The organism is Alkalicoccobacillus murimartini, from assembly GCF_030813245.1.
In the GTDB taxonomy this organism is placed as follows: domain Bacteria; phylum Bacillota; class Bacilli; order Bacillales; family Bacillaceae_D; genus Alkalicoccobacillus; species Alkalicoccobacillus murimartini.
The window spans coordinates 243381-260713 of sequence record NZ_JAUSUA010000003.1; the positions used below are offsets into that span (position 1 = coordinate 243381).

Sequence of the window (17333 nt, forward strand, 5' to 3'; positions counted from 1 at the left end):
TTCTCATACTATAAAACAACATACGCTTGTTTACCAGCTCTACAAATGAAGTGTGGGTTCTTAAATAGTAGGGTACTTTACTAAGAGAGGTGAGTACGATGAGCTACTATGATACGATTGATTTTGAGAATACAGATTTTCGCAAAGAGCCACACAAATATAAAGTCGGGCGCGGCGAACAAGGAGTTTTGATGATTGAGCCGTATAAGGGTGAGATTCTCCCTAATTGGCGATTTAAAACGCCAGATATTGCACAGGAATCATCCGACGCAATTTACCAGCAATTCTGTGAGTATAAAAAGCAGGATGATTTTGTTGGCATGGATATGGCTCGTAAATTTTTACAAATGGGGTATACACGTGCAAGACGCTATGCCAACTACCCAGGAGGCAAAAAATACAACAAAGATGGCGAACTAAATGAACGAGATATTGATGAGACCAAAGCAAAGTCTGCCGAAATCTTTGAAGAAAAATGGATTCTTGTCCGTGAAGATGAAGAATACCTAGAAAAGAAAAAAGCGCATCAAAAAAAATACGGATAAGGACAGAGGTGTTTGTTTGGAGAAGGCTGTGATAGATCGTTTTGAGGATCAAAACCATGCGGTGTTGTTGGTTGGAAAAGATGAAAAAGAATATCATGTGAGTCGAACATCCCTACCTGATGATGTTAAGGAAGGAAACCATTTGTTCGTTGTCCTAGAAAACGAACAAGTGATTTCTGTGGAGTTAGATAAGGAAACGACAACAGAGGCAGTTAATCGAATTGGTAATAAAATGGACAAATTAAGAGAGATGAAAAGGATGAAAAGACGCGCTAAATAAAGGCTTTCTGTCAAAAAAACAGAAGGCTTTTTTGTCGTGGGTCAAAAAAGTATTACGTTGTAAGAAAGTATTAAGAAGAGCTGTAAGTACTGTCATAGTAAGATTTATTAGAACAAAAATTAGCTATTGTCTGGAAATGCAGCAGAACCTATATTAAAAGGGCAGAGGGGAAAGTGGCTGCGAAAATGAGAGGGGGACGTTTGAGATATGAAGAAAAAGAATACTAAAACCAAAGTAAGCTTGTCCTTATTAAGTGCAGGGATGTTACTCCTTGTTGGCTGTAGCGAGGAAGGAAGCTCAGGTAATAATGGAGAAGATGGTTCTGCCATTGAAACAATTGACATTATGACGATGAGTTATACACCAGAGCCTCCACAAAATGATAGCCCTGTTATAAAAGAACTTGAAGAGTTAACCGGTAAAAAGATGAATATGTTATTTGTCCCTTCAACTACGTATGGTGATCGGTTTAATGTCACTCTGGCATCTGGAAGCTTGCCACATGTGATGTTAGGTGATAAAAGTCCAAGCTACATTAGCGCAGTAAGGGACGGAGCATTTTGGGATCTAACAGATTATCTAGATGACTATGAAAACTTAAAGATAAACGACATTGTAAAAGAAAATGTATCAATTGAAGGTCGGATTTATGGAATTCCGAGGGCAAGGCCACTTGGAAGAAATGCAGTTGTTATCAGGAAAGACTGGCTAGAGAATGTAGGCATGGATATGCCAGAAACAATCGATGACTTTTACGATGTTCTGAAAGCGTTTACAGAAGACGACCCTGATGGAAATGGTGAAAATGATACGTATGGTATGGCGATTTCTGAGCACGAAGAGCCGTGGAATATCATGCAGACGTGGTTTGGTGCACCAAATAAGTGGGGCTTTGATGATAATGGAGAGTTAATTCCCGACTTCACAACGGATGAGTATCGCGAAGCATTAGAATGGTTTAATCAAATTTATGATGAAGGCCTCATTAACGAAGACTTTGCCATTATGGATCCAACTCAATGGACTAACCCAATGATTAATGAAGAAGTAGGAATAATAGTGGACGTAGCCGATACGGCAGGTAGGCTTCATAAAGCAATGGTCGATAAAGACCCTGAATTAGATGATGTTCTTGATGTATTTGGTGCTGTAAGTGGTGATCATGGTCTAGTGACTAAGCCCACCACAGGCTATCACAGCGTGTTCTCTATCTCAACCACTTCTGTTAAGTCAGAAGAAGAGTTGAAAGAGGTGCTGGCTTTCCTTAATGATTTGAACTCTGAGGAAGCACAGAACTTAACGATTAACGGCATAGAAGGCGTTCATTATGAATTAGAAAATGGGGAACTTAACGATCTTACCGTTGATGATGAAAAATCGAGAAATGAGTTTCAAGATTTGAACCAAATACAAATGTATCTTCCTGAAGAAAAGTTCCATAAACCAGAACAAACAGATCTAGCCATTCGATCACAAGAAGTGATGATCGAGAACGAAGATATAGTTCTCCCGGATCCTGCTTATCCACTTGTATCTAAAATCTATGCTCAAAGAGGTCAACAGCTAGATAATATTATTGGGGATGCCCGAATTAAATACATTATTGGTGAGCTTGATGATGCAGGATTTGAAGATGCAATTGACACATGGATGAGTTCAGGCGGAGAAGATTACGTAAAAGAAATAAATGAACTTTATAAAGAAGCTCAGTCAGTTAAGGAATAGTAGAAAATCTAAGGGCACAGCTTCGCAAAGTCGTTCTGTGCTCTTTGACCTTTTTACAGGTGGAATAATGGAGGTGGACAATGGAAAAACAAAAAAATGAATCAACTGTACAACTACCTTTAAATACTAGAACAAAGCAATCAACTCTTCAAAAAATGCTACGTGATAAATGGATGTACGTCCTTGTCATGCCAGGAGTGCTATACTTTCTTATTTTTAAAATTCTTCCTATGTGGGGAGTGTTATTAGCTTTTCAAAATTATTCACCATTCTTAGGATTTTGGGGTAGTGAATGGGTAGCATTTGAGCATTTTCAGCGATTTTTTAGTGATCCTGATTTTTTGAGATTAATGAGGAATACATTATTACTCGCTATATATGATTTGATTTTCTTTTTTCCAGCGCCGATTTTATTAGCATTAATGCTGAATGAAATTAGGCTTTCAATCTACAAACGGACCATTCAAACCCTTGTTTATGTACCACACTTTATGTCGTGGGTGATTATCGCAAGTATCTCCTATGTGTTTTTAACAACAAGTGGGGGCATAGTGAATGAGTTGGTCGAACGTTTTACAGGGAGTCAAATTTCCTTTCTTTCTCATCCTGATTGGTTCCGACCGATGATTATTGGACAAATCATCTGGAAGGAAAGTGGATGGGGAACGGTTATATTTCTTGCTGCATTAGCCGGCGTAAGCCAAGAGCAGTATGAGGCTGCAATTGTTGATGGAGCGGGTAGATTTAGACGGATGTGGCATGTAACTCTTCCAGCCTTACGTAGCACAATTGTCATCCTTTTGATTCTAAGACTTGGAAATTTTCTGGATCAAGGGTTCCAACAAATCTATCTAATGACAAACTCATTAAATCGTGATGTTGCCGATGTATTTGATACGTATGTGTACTTCATGGGGATTACTCAAGGAGCCTTTAGTTATAGTACTGCGGTTGGATTATTTAAAGCGGTTGTAGGAATTGTTTTGATCTTTGGAGCCAATCATTTAGCTAAACGATTTGGCCAAGGTGGAATTTTTTAGAAGGGAGGAAACAATAGATGAAGATTCACAATACACCAGCTGGACGAGTGTTTGATGTTTTTAACCATATCATTTTGTTAGTGATAGGTTTAGTCACATTTTTACCATTTGTCTATATTGTTGCTGGATCATTTGCGACGGAATCAGAAGTAATAGCTAGATCATTCTTTATCTGGCCAAATACTTTCTCGCTTAATGCTTATGAATATATCTTCTCAACAACAACTTTTTTACGCAGTATAGGGGTATCTGTACTCGTGACTATAGGTGGGACAATTGTTAGCTTGTTTCTTACACTAACAATGGCCTATCCTCTTTCTAGAAAAGGCTTGATTGGCAGAAACTTTTTGTTGAATATGATTATCTTTACGATGGTCTTTAGCGGGGGAATGGTCCCGACTTATATGGTTGTAAAAACATTAGGATTGCTTGATTCATTATGGGCGTTAATCCTGCCACTCGCCATCAATCCGTTCTATTTAATTATCGTAAAGAACTTCTTTCAAATGTTACCATTAGAGCTAGAAGAATCAGCCAAAATTGATGGTTGTTCAGAGATTGGGATCTTCTGGAGAATTATTTTGCCTCTTTCAAAGCCAGTGATTGCAACATTTACATTGTTTTACGCCGTGTTCTATTGGAACGATTTCTTTCAAGCATTACTTTATATTAGTGACAGCAGCAAGTGGCCGGTACAGCTACTTTTGCAACAAATTATGACTGTTGCAGATACAAGACTTGGTGGTGAAGTGGATACCATGTTCTCTGAGCCGCCAGCAGAAACCTTAAAGCTAGCTGTCATTGTAGTAGCGACACTTCCTATTTTGCTCTTTTATCCGTTCCTACAAAAGCACTTTGCTAAGGGCATTTTAATAGGATCTGTGAAAGGGTAAGCGGATCGTCTAATTGGAAAAATAGTGAAAAAAGCTTCTTTCTTGATCCCTCATGCGATAGTATAGAATTATCTAATTCTTTAAGCTACAGCATGAGGGGTGGGAATTAAATGTGGGCCTTGTCAAAAAGATAAGAAGAGGTTGGAGTCGTGAATACTTCCGAAAAAACTTCTTGCTCATCCTCTTTATAGCTTTCATTCCTGGAGTCATTTCTGGAATAGGCATCAACTGGTTTGGTGTCAATGAGCTGAAGAATGGATTAAGAGAGAGACATGATAGCCAAATAACTGAAAAAGCTGAGATCATAAATGACCAATTAGATTATTTGGAAATGTCTCTTTCTTATTGGGCGTTTGAAAAGCGGTTTGGACCAGAGTTAATAGATCGTAACTTTGTAAAAGATGTGACGGAAACTCGTGATATGATGCAGATGCTTAGGGTACTTCAAGCAAGTCATCCCTTAATCAAAAAAGTGGAGCTTTATTTAAATAAAGATAATCAGCCTCTTCTCTTTAGTCCCTTTTACAGCGAAGTGAGTGCTGTCGATTACTCGATTTATCAACCATCCCTCAGTCGCGGCTATTCGCTTGGCTGGGAACAAGTAGACGATCGATCAAATGAAGGTGGTACGGAGACGACAGTGTTAAGTCATGCGATACCAGGTTCGAGTCAGGAACCGTTTGGCTCATTAAATGTAACGCTAGATCAAGAGAAGTTTGGACAGCTTTTACAAACGTTAAAACCGTATGATCACGGTACAACCTTCTTAATTAATGGACAGAATGAGACCATCCCTCCGGCAGTTCCATTAGAAGAGACTCATTTTGTAAGCGCTTTAAAAAATGAAGTCGTTCAACTTGATAATCAAGAAGGATCATTTGTATTTACCTACAATGGTGATAGCTATTCAGTTTCCTATGGAGTATTTAAACGTGTGAATGATACTTGGACATATGTTTCGGCCGCACCTTTGTCTGCCATCACAGCTCCAATTGAACTTGTTTCAAAAAGTATCATGGTCATCTCAGTAACAGGGTTAGGATTAGCCCTCGTGTTAACGTGGTTTGGATCTAAGAAAATCTATCGACCGGTGGAACAATTAATTGAGAGAGTACAAGAGGAATACCAAGAAGTCGATTCGACGAAACAAAAGGGAGAGTTCAGTCTTATCGAGGAAGGTTTTACACACCTTTTTCAAGAACGGCAACGGCTAAAATCTAGGTTGAACTCAGAAACCCCACAATTGCAAAAAAGTTTCTTAATTCAAATGAGTCAAGGTTATTTATATCAGCAAAATGAACAACAGTTAATAAATAGAATGGAAAACTACGGATGGAAAGTTAACGACAAGAGATTCAGAGTGATTGACATTCAGGCAAGTGGTACGGAGGAATTAAATCAAAGCTTTATCACAAGTGATGATAGTCTAATCACGTTTTCAATTCAAAATGTAATAGAAGAACTGTGTGAAAAGTATTTTCACCAATACAGTGTGTTGGATAATTACGATCTCTCGGTTAGTTTATTTCTAATTGAAGAAGATAGTGATTCAGCTCTTATTAAGGACTTTATTCAAGAAATGACAGCCATCATAAATCGTTTATTACACATGCAACTAATTATTACAGTTAGTGAACGAACAGACCAAGTAAAACGAATTCATACTTTGTTTGAAGAAACTAGACAAGGCAAGTACCAGCGTCGATTCAAAAATCAAAATCAAGTTCTATTTCTAGAAGAAGTGCAACAAAGAGGGACACGTAGCTATGGTATGTATCCGTTTGAGGTTGAGCGTGAAGTGATTCAGGCCATTCGAAATGGGGAGAAGCTTCAGATTCAAAATCATCTGCAATTATTTCTAAATCAATTGGTGGCAGGAGCAAAAACGTGGGAGAACATCCAGATGGGTATGCTCCAGCTGTTTAGTCGCATTCAACATGAGATGTTGCATTCAGATATTCATTTAGAAGAAGTGTATGCAAATCGAAATCTTTATGCTGAATTAAGTCTGATAAAAGAACCGGTCAGGATGCTAAGCTGGATGGAAGTTGAGGTCATTGATCCTTATCTGACTCACTTAAATGAACGAGTGAATTTAGAAACAAAACGATTGATTGAATCGGTGATTGACTATCTTAAGACTTCGTATATGAATGATATTTCGCTAGATCATTGCGCAGAGATGTTTGGGACAAATGCTCATACTTTAAGTCGTAGCTTTAAAAAGATGACGGGCGTAAAATTTATCGATTATTTAACAGAGTTACGAATCGACAAGTCAAAACAGCTTTTAAGTGGAACAACGATGAAAATACATGAAGTGGCTGAACAGGTAGGATATCGCCATAGTTATTTTAATCGAATCTTTAAAAAATCAGCTAGTCTTTCTCCAAGCGAATATCGAAAAAAATACGGGTAATATCAAGAACGAAGGAGGAACAAACGGTGCATTCCTTAAGAGAGCAATTCCTTAACCCATCTACTGAGTACACACCTGTACCTTTTTGGTTTTGGAATGACAGACTCACACACACAGAAATTAAAAGGCAAATTCATGCGTTCTGTGAAAAAGGTGTAGAAGGCTTTGTGATTCATCCACGCTTAGGGCTTCCCTCCGATATTGAGTATTTATCAGAAGAATTTATGGCCTATGTTAAAACAGCTGTATCTGAGGCGAGCTGCCTTTCAATGAGCGTGATGTTATATGATGAAGCAATGTATCCATCAGGATCGGCTCATGGCCGAGTCGTCAAAGATCAGCCTGCTTACGCAAGTAGGGGGCTTCAGATGGTCCGTTTAGAACCTAATGCCTCTCTTACACTAAGCGCAGACGAAAGACTGATTTCACTTCAAGCGATCAGTTTGAAGAATGATGTTGAACTACTAAGCCTGGATGATCTAAATGAGGGACGGTTCCATGACCGCGCCATCTTTGCCTTTATTGAAAAACCATCAAAAGGCACGATTCGAGGGGTACATGCCGGAGAAGATGATGGGGAAGCCGGAGCACCTGCATCAGCTGACTTGTTAAATCCTTTAGCTGTTGAGTCTTTTATCCACCATACACATGAGGTGTATAAACAATACGTAGGAAAATGGATGGGAACAACAATTACAGCTTTTTTTACAGATGAACCGGATATCCTCGGACGTAATGCATCGGAAGGACTCAAACCATGGACAGAAGGTTTTCTACAGGACTTTTTGCGGCATGGGGGAAAAGAGGAACAGCTCTCTGCGCTGTGGCTGGATACAGGTGAGCAGACTGAACAGATTCGTCACACCTATGAAAGAGCGGTTAATCAAAGACTGTCCACTGTTTATTATTTAAAGCTAGCCGAGTGGTGCGAGAGTCATTCGTTGGCGTTAACCGGACATCCAGCAGCTAGTACTGATATTGGGTTGCTAAAGCATTTTCATATACCTGGACAGGATGTCGTTTGGAGATGGGTAGGTCCTGAAGAGAATAAGGCGATAGAGGGTCCGCACTCCACAGCTGCCAAATGTGGGGCCGATGCAGCAAGGCATTATGGACGAAGACGTAATTTAAATGAGTTTCTAGGTGTATGCAGTAAGGACGGTGATTGGACCTTAACCGCTGATGATATGAAATGGTATATCGACTGGTTGGCCGTAAGAGGTGTGAATTTATTCTGTCCGCATGCATTTTATTACTCCGTATCAGGCAAAGAAAGAAGCCATGAACGTCCGCCTGATGTAGGCATGCATAATAGCTGGTGGCCTTTTTATAATCAGTTTTCAACGTATATGAAACGTCTGAGCTGGCTGATGACAGATTCGGTTAATCAGACATCGGTTGCTGTGCTCTGCACAGAAAACGTGATGCCTTCAAATTCAATAAAGTTCTTGTATCAGCAACAAATGGAGTTTAATTATCTGGAGGAGGATCTTCTAGAACAAGCCATAATAAAGAATGGGACCCTCTCCATTTGCGAACAAACGTACAGGACTGTTTTAGTAGATAAAGAGCTCCAATTAAAAAAAGAAACAAGAGCTCTTCTAAAGAAATTTGAGGAACAGGGTGGCCAGATTATTGAGGGTCACACATTTGATCAAGTGGAAAAAACAATGGAGCTAAACCCAGCAGAATCGGGGATTAGAGTGACACATGTGAAAAAACAGGGACAGTCGTTCTACTTCCTTGTAAATGAAGGAGAGACGGCCTTTTCTGGAGCGTGTACGATACCAGATGCACCTTCCCTACACGTGTGGAACGCATGGACAGGAGAACTATGCGCAAGACAGATGGAAAGGGATGGGTCCTTCATTCTTCATCTGGGTAGGAGAGAGAGCGTAATTCTGTTGCCAGCTGAGCATGTAGATGAAGGGAACAGAATACACTCTAAAACGGTTGAACAACAACGTAAACCAGTTACGGACTGGAGCATGCACTGTGATGGGGAAAAGCTCAGCCAAAAACCCCTTTCTTCATGGGTGACGTGGGAAGAGCATTGGACCCACTTTTCTGGGACTGTACGTTACGAAGCCAATGTTTACTTAAGTAAGGGGGAAAGTAAGGCGCTGAAAAAGCTTGATGCAGGAGAAGTATCTGAGCTAGCAGAGCTTTGGATCAATGATGTGCATATTGGTAGTAAACTCTGGGCTCCTTACCAAATAACCATTCCTGAAAGTGTTCTAGTGGAAGGGACAAACAAGATTGTTCTTGAAGTCACAAATAGTAAAGCAAATGAAATGGATGGTTTATCTAGACGATCTGGTTTAATGGGTCCTGTTGTGCTATCAAATGATTGAGTGAGGGGGATCGGTATGATGAGTAATAGTTTGACAGGTGGGATCTATGCAATAGGTGAATTTTTCTTATTCCTTGTTAAGCTGAACGTACTTTGGTTTATTGGTACATTAGCAGGGCTTGTGATTTTTGGGTTCGGCCCGAGCACCCTTGCAATGTTTGATGTTTTAAGACGCTGGATGAGGAAAGAAACCGATGTACCTGTTTGGAGGAATTTTTGGCAACAGTACAAAATCTATTTATTTCGCGGAAATGCGTTAACGCTTACATTTTTGCTTGCGACGGTGATATTATATGTGAATATTACACTTTTTGTCATAGAGCCTGTGTGGTTGATGATTCTAGTAAAGTACGCGTTATTTATCATATCAGCCCTACTTATCCTGACGGTGTTATATGTTTTTCCGGCGACAGTTCACTTTGATTTGCAGCTAGTAGAATCAATTAAGCAGTCTTTTTTTATTGGTTTATATATGCCGCTTCGAACAATTTATCTTGTAGCAGCCATTCTAACCGTTTATCATATACTCTTTTTATTCCCCATTTTAATTTTTCTTTTTGGGATTAGCTTATTTGGATTTATTCAAATGTGGATTGTCCTTAGAAGCTTTGCGCGTTTAGAAGATAAACAAGCGCGAATGGTTGCTGCTGGTGCATAATTTGAATATCAATACACAACATTTTCGCTAAGTAGTATAGGACCTGCCCAGCACACTTATACTTGATATATAGATGTGAAACGGGGTGTGAAGATGCTCTCAATGATGCCAAATGTTCCGCAATCATTTGTGACCGAGAGACTTTTTATAAGGCTACCTATGCCTGGGGATGGTAAGGCTGTGTTTGAAGCACAGCAAGCTTCACTAAACGAAATGTTACCATGGATTCACTGGGCCCATTATCAAACAACACTTGAGCAGACAGAGAGTGGGATTCGTTATGCTCATGACCAATTTAAGCGAAAAAAAGATTTACGACTGCATTTATTTGATAAACAAACCGGGGAATTTGTAGGTTCTTCGGGACTTCATAATATTAATTGGTCTGTTCCACGAATGGAAATCGGGTATTGGATGGATACACGTCATAGTGGAAAAGGATATATGACGGAGGCCGTTGCTGGGATTACAAGCTTTGCATTTCAAGAATTAGGGGTTCATCGCCTTGAAATTCATTGCGATCCTGAGAATAAACAAAGCCGTGCGATCCCAGAGAAGTTAGGTTATGAATTAGAGGCTGTTTTAAAACAAAACAGTGTATCCACAGATGGACGAACCTATCGAGATACGTGCGTATATGCCATGTTAAATCAAACACATATCCATAGAAAGTAACTCTATCGTTTGTCTAGATAGGGTTTTACATAGAACGAGAGGGGAAGACTCATGCCAACGTTAAGAGCAATTCAAATAGGAATTGGTGGTTTCGGATTGTCTTGGTTAGACCTGTTAATGGAGAATCAGAATGTAGAGCTTGTGGCTGTTGTTGATCAGCAGGAGGAAAGTCTACAAAAAGTGAAGGAAATCACTAGTTTGGAATCTGATCAGCTTTTTACTTCATTACAAGATGCATTGAAGGGGGTCGAAGCAGATTTTGTTTTGATTGTGACCCCTCCAACAACTCATAAGCAGCTCGCTGAACAATCTTTAGAAGCTGGATTACATGTGATGATGGAAAAACCGTTAACAGACACAGCCGAAGAAGCGAATGAGCTTTTGGCTTTTTCTAAACAATTCTCTCAGAAGGTAATGGTTAGTCAGAACTATCGTTGGAACCGGCAAATTCAAACCATTAAACAGTTAATTGCAGCGAACAGCATAGGCACAATTGAATACGCTGACTACTATTTTAATAAAGCCACTCACTTCGGTGGCTGGAGAGATCAATATGAAGAAATCCTTCTTCAGGATATGGCCATTCATCACTTTGATATTCTTCGTTACCTATTAAATGATGAGGCGTCGACTATTCAGGCAACCAGCTTCAGACCTTCATGGAGTTGGTTTAAAGGAAATCCGCATGCTGATGCTGCAATTACCTTTAGGAAAGGGACACAGGTTCACTATCGTGGCAGATGGGCTGGTAAAGGGAAAAAAACAACATGGAATGGGGACATTCGTTTAGTCGGAGATAAAGGAGCAATTGAATGTTTAGATGATCGAGTGTTTGTCTACCAAGGGGAGCAGGATACGCCGGAAGAAATCCCATTAATTAAAACGCCAGCCTCTGATCGAATGATATCATTAGATGCATTTATTCAATCAATTAGCGAAGACATGATTCCACCAACATCGATTGAAGATAATATCAAAAGCCTTCAACTGACCTGGGCTGCGATAGAATCCTCGAATACAGGAGAGCGCATTCGGCTCTAAACTCTTAATCTAGCTCTGTTCATGCTATAGTTAAGAATAGAATGATTGAGGCTAGGGGGCCATGCATATGCAAACGAAGCGAGGAATTATTTCTTTAGGAGAAGTCTTAGTCGATATGATCCCATTAAACGCCGAAAACACGCATTACCAAAAAAGTCCGGGCGGTGCTCCTGCAAATGTTGCAGTAGGACTTAGTCGTCTCGGTTTAGACAGTTATTTTATCGGATCTGTCGGTAAGGATTTAATTGGGGATTTTTTGCGAGAAACATTAGCTGATTACGGAGTCAATATTCAAGGGTTAACACAAACAGCTCTAGCCAAAACGCCACTCGTTTTTGTTGAACTTGCAGAAAAAGGAGAGCGCAGATTTGAATTCCTGATTGACCATAGTGCGGATCAACTCCTGTCTACAGATCACCTTGAAGAGGCACTATTTCAACAAGCAAAAATACTACATATCGGATCGATCTCAACGATTCACAAAATGAGCCGTACAGCCACGCATAAAGCCATTCATCTGGCGAAGGAGAATGGAATGTTAGTATCCTTTGACCCAAATCTTCGTCTAACAATTTGGCCAGATGAGCTGTCAGCGCTTGAACAAATCAAAGCGATCCTATTAACAAGTGATATTGTGAAGCTATCAGAGGAAGAGCTAGAATTTTTAACAGATGAGACGGATGAAACAGCCGCTGTTTTAAAGCTTAAAGAGTACGAAATCCCTCTATTAATTGTCACAAAAGGTGATAAAGGAAGCTCATTCTATACAAACACTCATAAAGTGAATGTACCAGCTTATAAAGTCGATGCAGTTGATACAACCGGTGCAGGAGATGCGTTTGTATCTGGAGTCCTTGCACAGCTGCATGACCTGCAAGAACCCCTCGATTCCCTTACGCCCGAACTCTTACAGCAGATCGGAGCGTTTGCATCAGTATCAGGTTCACTAGCAGCATCAAAAAAAGGTGCAATGACCGCACTTCCAACAAGAGAAGAAGTACAAGCATTTTTAGAAAAAAGAGGATAATAGAAAGCTGATGAAAGAGGCTGCCCGTGGGCGCCTCTTTTTTGTTTGTGTGGAGGGGAGAGGCGCGGAAATCTTGAAAATGCGCGAAAAAAGAGGGGAAGTGCGCGAAAACCCTGATAATGCGCGAAAACGAAGGGAAGAGGCGCGGAAATCCTAAGAAGTGCGCGAAAATGAAGAAGAGATGCGCAAAAATCTTGAGAATGCTCAAAAATGAAGGGAAGAGGCGCGAAAATCACGAGAATGCGCAAAAACGAAGGGAAGAGGCGCGGAAAACTTGAGAAGTACGCAAAAATGAAGAAGAGATGCGCGGAAAACTTGAGAAGTGCGCAAAAATGAAGAAGAGATGCGCGAAAATCTTGTGAATGCGCGAAAAAAGAAGGGAAGTGCGCGAAAACCCTGATAATGCGCGAAAACGAAGGGAAGAGGCGCGGAAAACCTAAGAAGTGCGCGAAAATGAAGAAGAGATGCGCAAAAATCCTGAGAATGCGCAAAAATGAAGAGAAGAGGCGCGAAAACCCTGAGATTCCGAAATAACCTGAATAAGCGCGCAAAAATACCTCAAAATCACTCCACTCCACCAATCCCTCCCATTCTTAAGAATTTCTTCAGTTTTTAACTAGTGGAAACTTCAGATCTGAGATGTACAATATAACCAATAGAACAAGTTAGATGGAGGTCTGGGATATGGCAGCATATACAGTTATGGTGGTAGATGATGATCAGGACATTCGAGATGGAATTGATATTTATTTGAAAAATGATGGATACTCCGTGCTGCAAGCAGAGAACGGGCGGGACGCTCTTCATTTGCTTGAAAAGAATGAGGTTCATCTAATGATATTGGACATTATGATGCCGGAGATGGATGGGATTGAGGCAACGTTTAAAATACGGCAAGAGCGCAACATACCCATCATTATGTTAAGTGCAAAGTCTGAGGAAACGGATAAAATTCACGGACTCTCTATTGGCGCGGACGATTACATTACTAAACCCTTTCATCCAATGGAGTTAATGGCACAAGTGAAGTCACAAATGAGACGCTATACACAGCTTGGTACCTATGAAAAAAGAGAGTCTATGATTCAAGTTGATGGTCTTATTCTTGATCAAGAGGCAAAGTGTGTGCAACTAGACGGAGTGACGATTAAGCTAACTCCGATAGAATATCGGATAACAGAGCTTTTGATGCTGCATCTCGGTCGGGTCTTCTCCATTCATGAAATCTATGAACGAGTGTGGAAAGAGCCTGCCTATAACTCAGAGAATATCGTCGCTGTACATATTCGAAAGATTAGAGAAAAGATCGAGTTGGACCCTAAAAAACCTCGTTACATAAAAGTTGTATGGGGTGTCGGATACTTAATCGAGAAGGAGGAGGGCAGGGTATGAGAAAACACTTTGGGAAAACGATGAGCTGGAGTTTTCTGTTAGGTATTGCGATAATTGGTGTATTTCTACTTCTAAATACTATTGGTGATGCGTATGAAGTGATGAATTCTGTTGATGATTTCAGAATGATCGCTATCTTTGTGATCGTTTCTGTGGGCATTATTGCAAGTGTTTTATTAGGCACGGTCTATAAATTTAACATGGAATGGTTTAAGGGAGGGTCTTTACAAAAGGATTATGCGTCGATTCCTCTAGATGTAAGGTTTATCCTGCTAGGCATAAACAGTTTTTTCATTCTAACTTTCTTCCTGATTTCTGGGTTTGGAAGTTATTATTTTTTCTTATACATCGATATTTGGTTTATAATATCGGCTTCATTATACATCTTCTCCATCTGGCTTGCGCTCCACCAGGTTGTCTGGCTCTACTTTGAAATTAAGGATAGTACCTATTTAATAAAAGGGCTAAAGGATGGTGTGGTTCTTAAAACATGTCATTCTCTGCGTGATGCATTTACGAATGTGTCTTTGGCGATAAAATTAATTCTCGTGCTTTTTATCCTATTTATGTGGGGTTTTGGCACTACTTTGTTATTAATATCTGATGGGAGCGTAGCTCTACTCTATATTCCATGTGTCCTATTCATCGGCATCCCCACCTTACTCATTTTCTTCCTAAAACTCGGCTACTTAAATCGTGTAATCAATCAAACGGAACAGGTAACCAAAGGAAGCCTAGGAACGCCGGTTCTTGTAAAAGGGCATTCGTTTATCGCAACGCACGCAACGCACATTAATAAGCTTCGTGAAGGGATTTCTCATTCTGTTACGGAGCAGGCAAAAAGTGAGCGGTTGAAAACAGAGCTAATTACAAATGTTAGCCACGATTTGAGAACACCTTTAACATCCATTATTACGTACACGGATTTGCTTAAAAATCCTGATCTTCCATCTGAGGAACGTCAATCGTATGTGGATGTGTTAGCGCGAAAATCGGAGCGATTAAAAACACTCATTGATGATTTGTTTGATGTGTCAAAAATGGCGAGTGGACAAATTGAATTAAAGAAGAACAATATTGAGCTGAAACAGTTAATTCAGCAAGCTATTGTGGAGCATCAAGAAGCTTTTGATCAAGAACAATTAGACTTACGATTAAGTTTGCCAGAGGAGGAATTACTGGTTTATGTGGATGGTCAAAAATTCTGGAGGATGCTTGATAACTTACTTCTTAATGCAGCCAAGTATGCGCAACCAGGTACACGTGTTTATTTAACAGCGAGCAGGCACGCAGGTAAGGTTACAGTGGTCATTAAAAACATGTCTCGTTATGAGTTAAGTGAGAATCCAGATGAGTTGTTTGAGCGTTTTAAACGGGCGGATGAAGCTCGTCATACAGATGGATCTGGTTTAGGTCTAGCTATTGCTCAATCAATTGCCGAGTTACATGGTGGTACACTTAAGCTGGATATTGATGGTGATTTGTTTAAAGTAACGATTCAAATAAACAATTTAAAAGGACCCCTATCTACTTAAGATTGGGGTTTTCTCTTTGCGGTATAAAGGGAATACTTTAAGCAAAGGAGGAATGCTCAGTGAGTAAGTATGTCAAATTAAAAGATGGTACCGAGCTTCCAAGTATCGGGCAAGGTACGTGGTTAATGGGAGAAGACAACAGTAGAAGGCAGGATGAGATTCGCGCCCTACAGCTAGGTCTAGATCTTGGTCTAAAAGTGATTGATACAGCTGAAATGTATGGAGAGGGACTGTCAGAACAACTTGTGGGGGAAGCGATAAAAGGCCGCCGTGACGAAGCATTTCTCGTGTCTAAGGTCTATCCACATCATGCTGGATACCCAGCAATTATTGAATCGTGTGAGAATAGCTTAAAACGTTTAGGTACGGATACGCTCGACCTCTATCTCCTTCATTGGCGAGGTGGTGTGCCTCTTTCTGAAACAGTTGAAGGAATGGAAAAGTTGAAGACAGAAGGCAAAATTAAACGGTGGGGTATTTCTAATTTTGATACATCTGATATGGATGAGCTTTGGAGCATACCTGATGGTCAGAATGCTCAAACGAATCAGGTTCTGTATCATTTAGGCTCGCGCGGTATTGAGTTTGATTTGATGCCTTGGCAGAAGGAGAAGCGAGTTCCTATCACGGCCTATAGCCCAATCGCTCATGGTGGCAGAGAGCGGGAACAACTACTTGAGAATAACGTACTTAAGGAAGTGGCTGCAGATTATGGAGTAACACCGCTACAGTTGGCACTCGCTTGGACGATACGATCAGGTGATGTTCTTTCAATCCCAAAAGCTGTACAAGAACAGCATGTCCGTCAAAATGCAGAAGCCCTTACCATTGAATTAAGTCAGGAAGTCCTTATAAAGCTTGATGCAGCTTTCTCTCCACCAACATCCAAACGACCTCTTGATATTATTTAAAAACAGGCTCAAATCTCCTAATAGAGATTTGAGTTTTTTTGATTCAATTTTATACAAGAACGAAGGTGTTATAGTGGATGGAGTTGCTAAGCACAATGAAAGGTGAGGATCTAACGTAAAATCTGAACAGCTAATCAGAGAACTAATGAACGAGATTGGAATAGTAGAGGATTTTGATCAAAAACAAGAAGTTCAAAATAATGAATATGAAGGCTTAATTTTAAAAATAAATAATCGTACATATAGAAGTAGACTTGCTAAGTTAACACCTAAGAAGAAAGGATATTTTGTTGCGTTTTGGGAGAAAAATGCTGATGGAGTTAATCAAGCGTTTAGCTACGAGCAAACACCTGAAAAAGTAATGATCACCATTATAGATCAAACGTTAAGAGGGCAATTTATTTTTCCGAAAGACGTACTCCTTACGTTTGGGGTATTAAAAAGTTCAGAGCAAAAAGGAAAAATGGCCATGAGAGTTTATCCAAGCTGGGTAACAGGATTGAATACAAATGCTAGGAAGACTCAAACATGGCAAGAGGATTTTTTTATTGATTTAACAGATGGTTTAGATGGTGAAAAGCTAAAGAAATTATATTTTTAATATGTGGATACTAATGTGGGATAGAAATCAGTTGATTTCTATCCCTTTTTCAGTCCATACAGAAATGAGATTTTGACAGATGGTATTATTCTTCACAGGAACCTAGATAGAGAAATGGCGGATGTAAGTGGGTTAGTCGAAGGGTTGAAGATTTATCTTAAGAGTGCTTTACATGTAAATAACCCCTCTTCATAAAAGAAAAAGCTTGCTTAAACTAATTCGATTAGTTATTATAAAA

Annotated in this window: 15 protein-coding genes; all 15 read left to right on the plus strand. The window is 39.9% G+C overall.

Going from position 1 to position 17333, the window contains the following annotated elements:
• Positions 1–98: 98 nt before the first annotated feature.
• The 15 genes from J2S05_RS12035 to J2S05_RS12105 all read left to right on the plus strand — a co-directional run bounded on the left by J2S05_RS12035 (position 99) and on the right by J2S05_RS12105 (position 17095).
• Positions 99–545 (plus strand): DUF4385 domain-containing protein, encoded by a 447-nt coding sequence (locus J2S05_RS12035; RefSeq protein WP_306983108.1) that lies wholly within the window; start codon positions 99–101, stop codon positions 543–545.
• 28 nt (positions 546–573) lie between these two features.
• Complete coding sequence (locus J2S05_RS12040; protein ID WP_306983110.1) at positions 574–825, plus strand: DUF3006 domain-containing protein; 252 nt, start codon at positions 574–576, stop codon at positions 823–825.
• Between the two features lie 207 nt (positions 826–1032).
• The gene (locus tag J2S05_RS12045; protein ID WP_306983112.1) at positions 1033–2550 is read left to right on the plus strand and encodes an extracellular solute-binding protein; all 1518 of its coding nucleotides are present in this window, start codon (positions 1033–1035) and stop codon (positions 2548–2550) included.
• An 80-nt stretch (positions 2551–2630) separates the two neighbouring features.
• Positions 2631–3590 (plus strand): ABC transporter permease, encoded by a 960-nt coding sequence (locus tag J2S05_RS12050; protein ID WP_306983114.1) that lies wholly within the window; start codon positions 2631–2633, stop codon positions 3588–3590.
• Between the two features lie 17 nt (positions 3591–3607).
• The gene (locus J2S05_RS12055; protein ID WP_306983116.1) at positions 3608–4483 is read left to right on the plus strand and encodes a carbohydrate ABC transporter permease; all 876 of its coding nucleotides are present in this window, start codon (positions 3608–3610) and stop codon (positions 4481–4483) included.
• Between the two features lie 112 nt (positions 4484–4595).
• Positions 4596–6902 carry a helix-turn-helix domain-containing protein gene (locus J2S05_RS12060; protein ID WP_306983118.1) on the plus strand — a complete coding sequence of 769 codons (2307 nt, stop codon included), beginning with the start codon at positions 4596–4598 and terminating at the stop codon, positions 6900–6902.
• A 26-nt stretch (positions 6903–6928) separates the two neighbouring features.
• Positions 6929–9256 (plus strand): glycosyl hydrolase, encoded by a 2328-nt coding sequence (locus J2S05_RS12065; protein WP_306983120.1) that lies wholly within the window; start codon positions 6929–6931, stop codon positions 9254–9256.
• 15 nt (positions 9257–9271) lie between these two features.
• A complete protein-coding gene (locus J2S05_RS12070) occupies positions 9272–9913 on the plus strand; it encodes a YesL family protein (RefSeq protein ID WP_306983122.1) in 642 nt (213 codons plus the stop codon).
• A gap of 93 nt (positions 9914–10006) precedes the next feature.
• Complete coding sequence (locus J2S05_RS12075; protein ID WP_306983124.1) at positions 10007–10588, plus strand: GNAT family N-acetyltransferase; 582 nt, start codon at positions 10007–10009, stop codon at positions 10586–10588.
• Positions 10589–10639: 51 nt separating this feature from the next.
• On the plus strand, positions 10640–11629 hold the full coding sequence (locus J2S05_RS12080) for a Gfo/Idh/MocA family protein (protein WP_306983125.1): 990 nt from the start codon (positions 10640–10642) through the stop codon (positions 11627–11629).
• A gap of 67 nt (positions 11630–11696) precedes the next feature.
• Positions 11697–12656, plus strand: a complete 960-nt coding sequence (locus tag J2S05_RS12085; RefSeq protein ID WP_306983127.1) for a carbohydrate kinase family protein — start codon at positions 11697–11699, stop codon at positions 12654–12656.
• Positions 12657–13340: 684 nt separating this feature from the next.
• Positions 13341–14048 carry a response regulator transcription factor gene (locus J2S05_RS12090; protein ID WP_306983128.1) on the plus strand — a complete coding sequence of 236 codons (708 nt, stop codon included), beginning with the start codon at positions 13341–13343 and terminating at the stop codon, positions 14046–14048.
• Positions 14045–15583, plus strand: coding sequence for a sensor histidine kinase (locus J2S05_RS12095; protein ID WP_306983130.1), 1539 nt, complete (start codon positions 14045–14047; stop codon positions 15581–15583). Before J2S05_RS12090 ends, J2S05_RS12095 begins: the two co-directional genes overlap by 4 nt.
• Positions 15584–15642: 59 nt before the next feature.
• The gene (locus tag J2S05_RS12100) at positions 15643–16494 is read left to right on the plus strand and encodes an aldo/keto reductase (protein ID WP_306983131.1); all 852 of its coding nucleotides are present in this window, start codon (positions 15643–15645) and stop codon (positions 16492–16494) included.
• A 145-nt stretch (positions 16495–16639) separates the two neighbouring features.
• Complete coding sequence (locus J2S05_RS12105; protein WP_306983133.1) at positions 16640–17095, plus strand: MepB family protein; 456 nt, start codon at positions 16640–16642, stop codon at positions 17093–17095.
• Positions 17096–17333: the final 238 nt, after the last annotated feature.

Bases quoted from the DNA above. Each gene is read 5' to 3' on its own strand.
- J2S05_RS12045 (WP_306983112.1), top strand. From the start codon at position 1,033: ATGAAGAAAAAGAATACTAAAACCAAAGTAAGCTTGTCCTTATTAAGT.
- J2S05_RS12075 (WP_306983124.1), top strand. From the start codon at position 10,007: ATGCTCTCAATGATGCCAAATGTTCCGCAATCATTTGTGACCGAGAGA.
- J2S05_RS12105 (WP_306983133.1), top strand. From the start codon at position 16,640: ATGAACGAGATTGGAATAGTAGAGGATTTTGATCAAAAACAAGAAGTT.
- J2S05_RS12035 (WP_306983108.1), top strand. From the start codon at position 99: ATGAGCTACTATGATACGATTGATTTTGAGAATACAGATTTTCGCAAA.
- J2S05_RS12070 (WP_306983122.1), top strand. From the start codon at position 9,272: ATGATGAGTAATAGTTTGACAGGTGGGATCTATGCAATAGGTGAATTT.
- J2S05_RS12095 (WP_306983130.1), top strand. From the start codon at position 14,045: ATGAGAAAACACTTTGGGAAAACGATGAGCTGGAGTTTTCTGTTAGGT.
- J2S05_RS12080 (WP_306983125.1), top strand. From the start codon at position 10,640: ATGCCAACGTTAAGAGCAATTCAAATAGGAATTGGTGGTTTCGGATTG.
- J2S05_RS12055 (WP_306983116.1), top strand. From the start codon at position 3,608: ATGAAGATTCACAATACACCAGCTGGACGAGTGTTTGATGTTTTTAAC.
- J2S05_RS12085 (WP_306983127.1), top strand. From the start codon at position 11,697: ATGCAAACGAAGCGAGGAATTATTTCTTTAGGAGAAGTCTTAGTCGAT.
- J2S05_RS12050 (WP_306983114.1), top strand. From the start codon at position 2,631: ATGGAAAAACAAAAAAATGAATCAACTGTACAACTACCTTTAAATACT.
- J2S05_RS12090 (WP_306983128.1), top strand. From the start codon at position 13,341: ATGGCAGCATATACAGTTATGGTGGTAGATGATGATCAGGACATTCGA.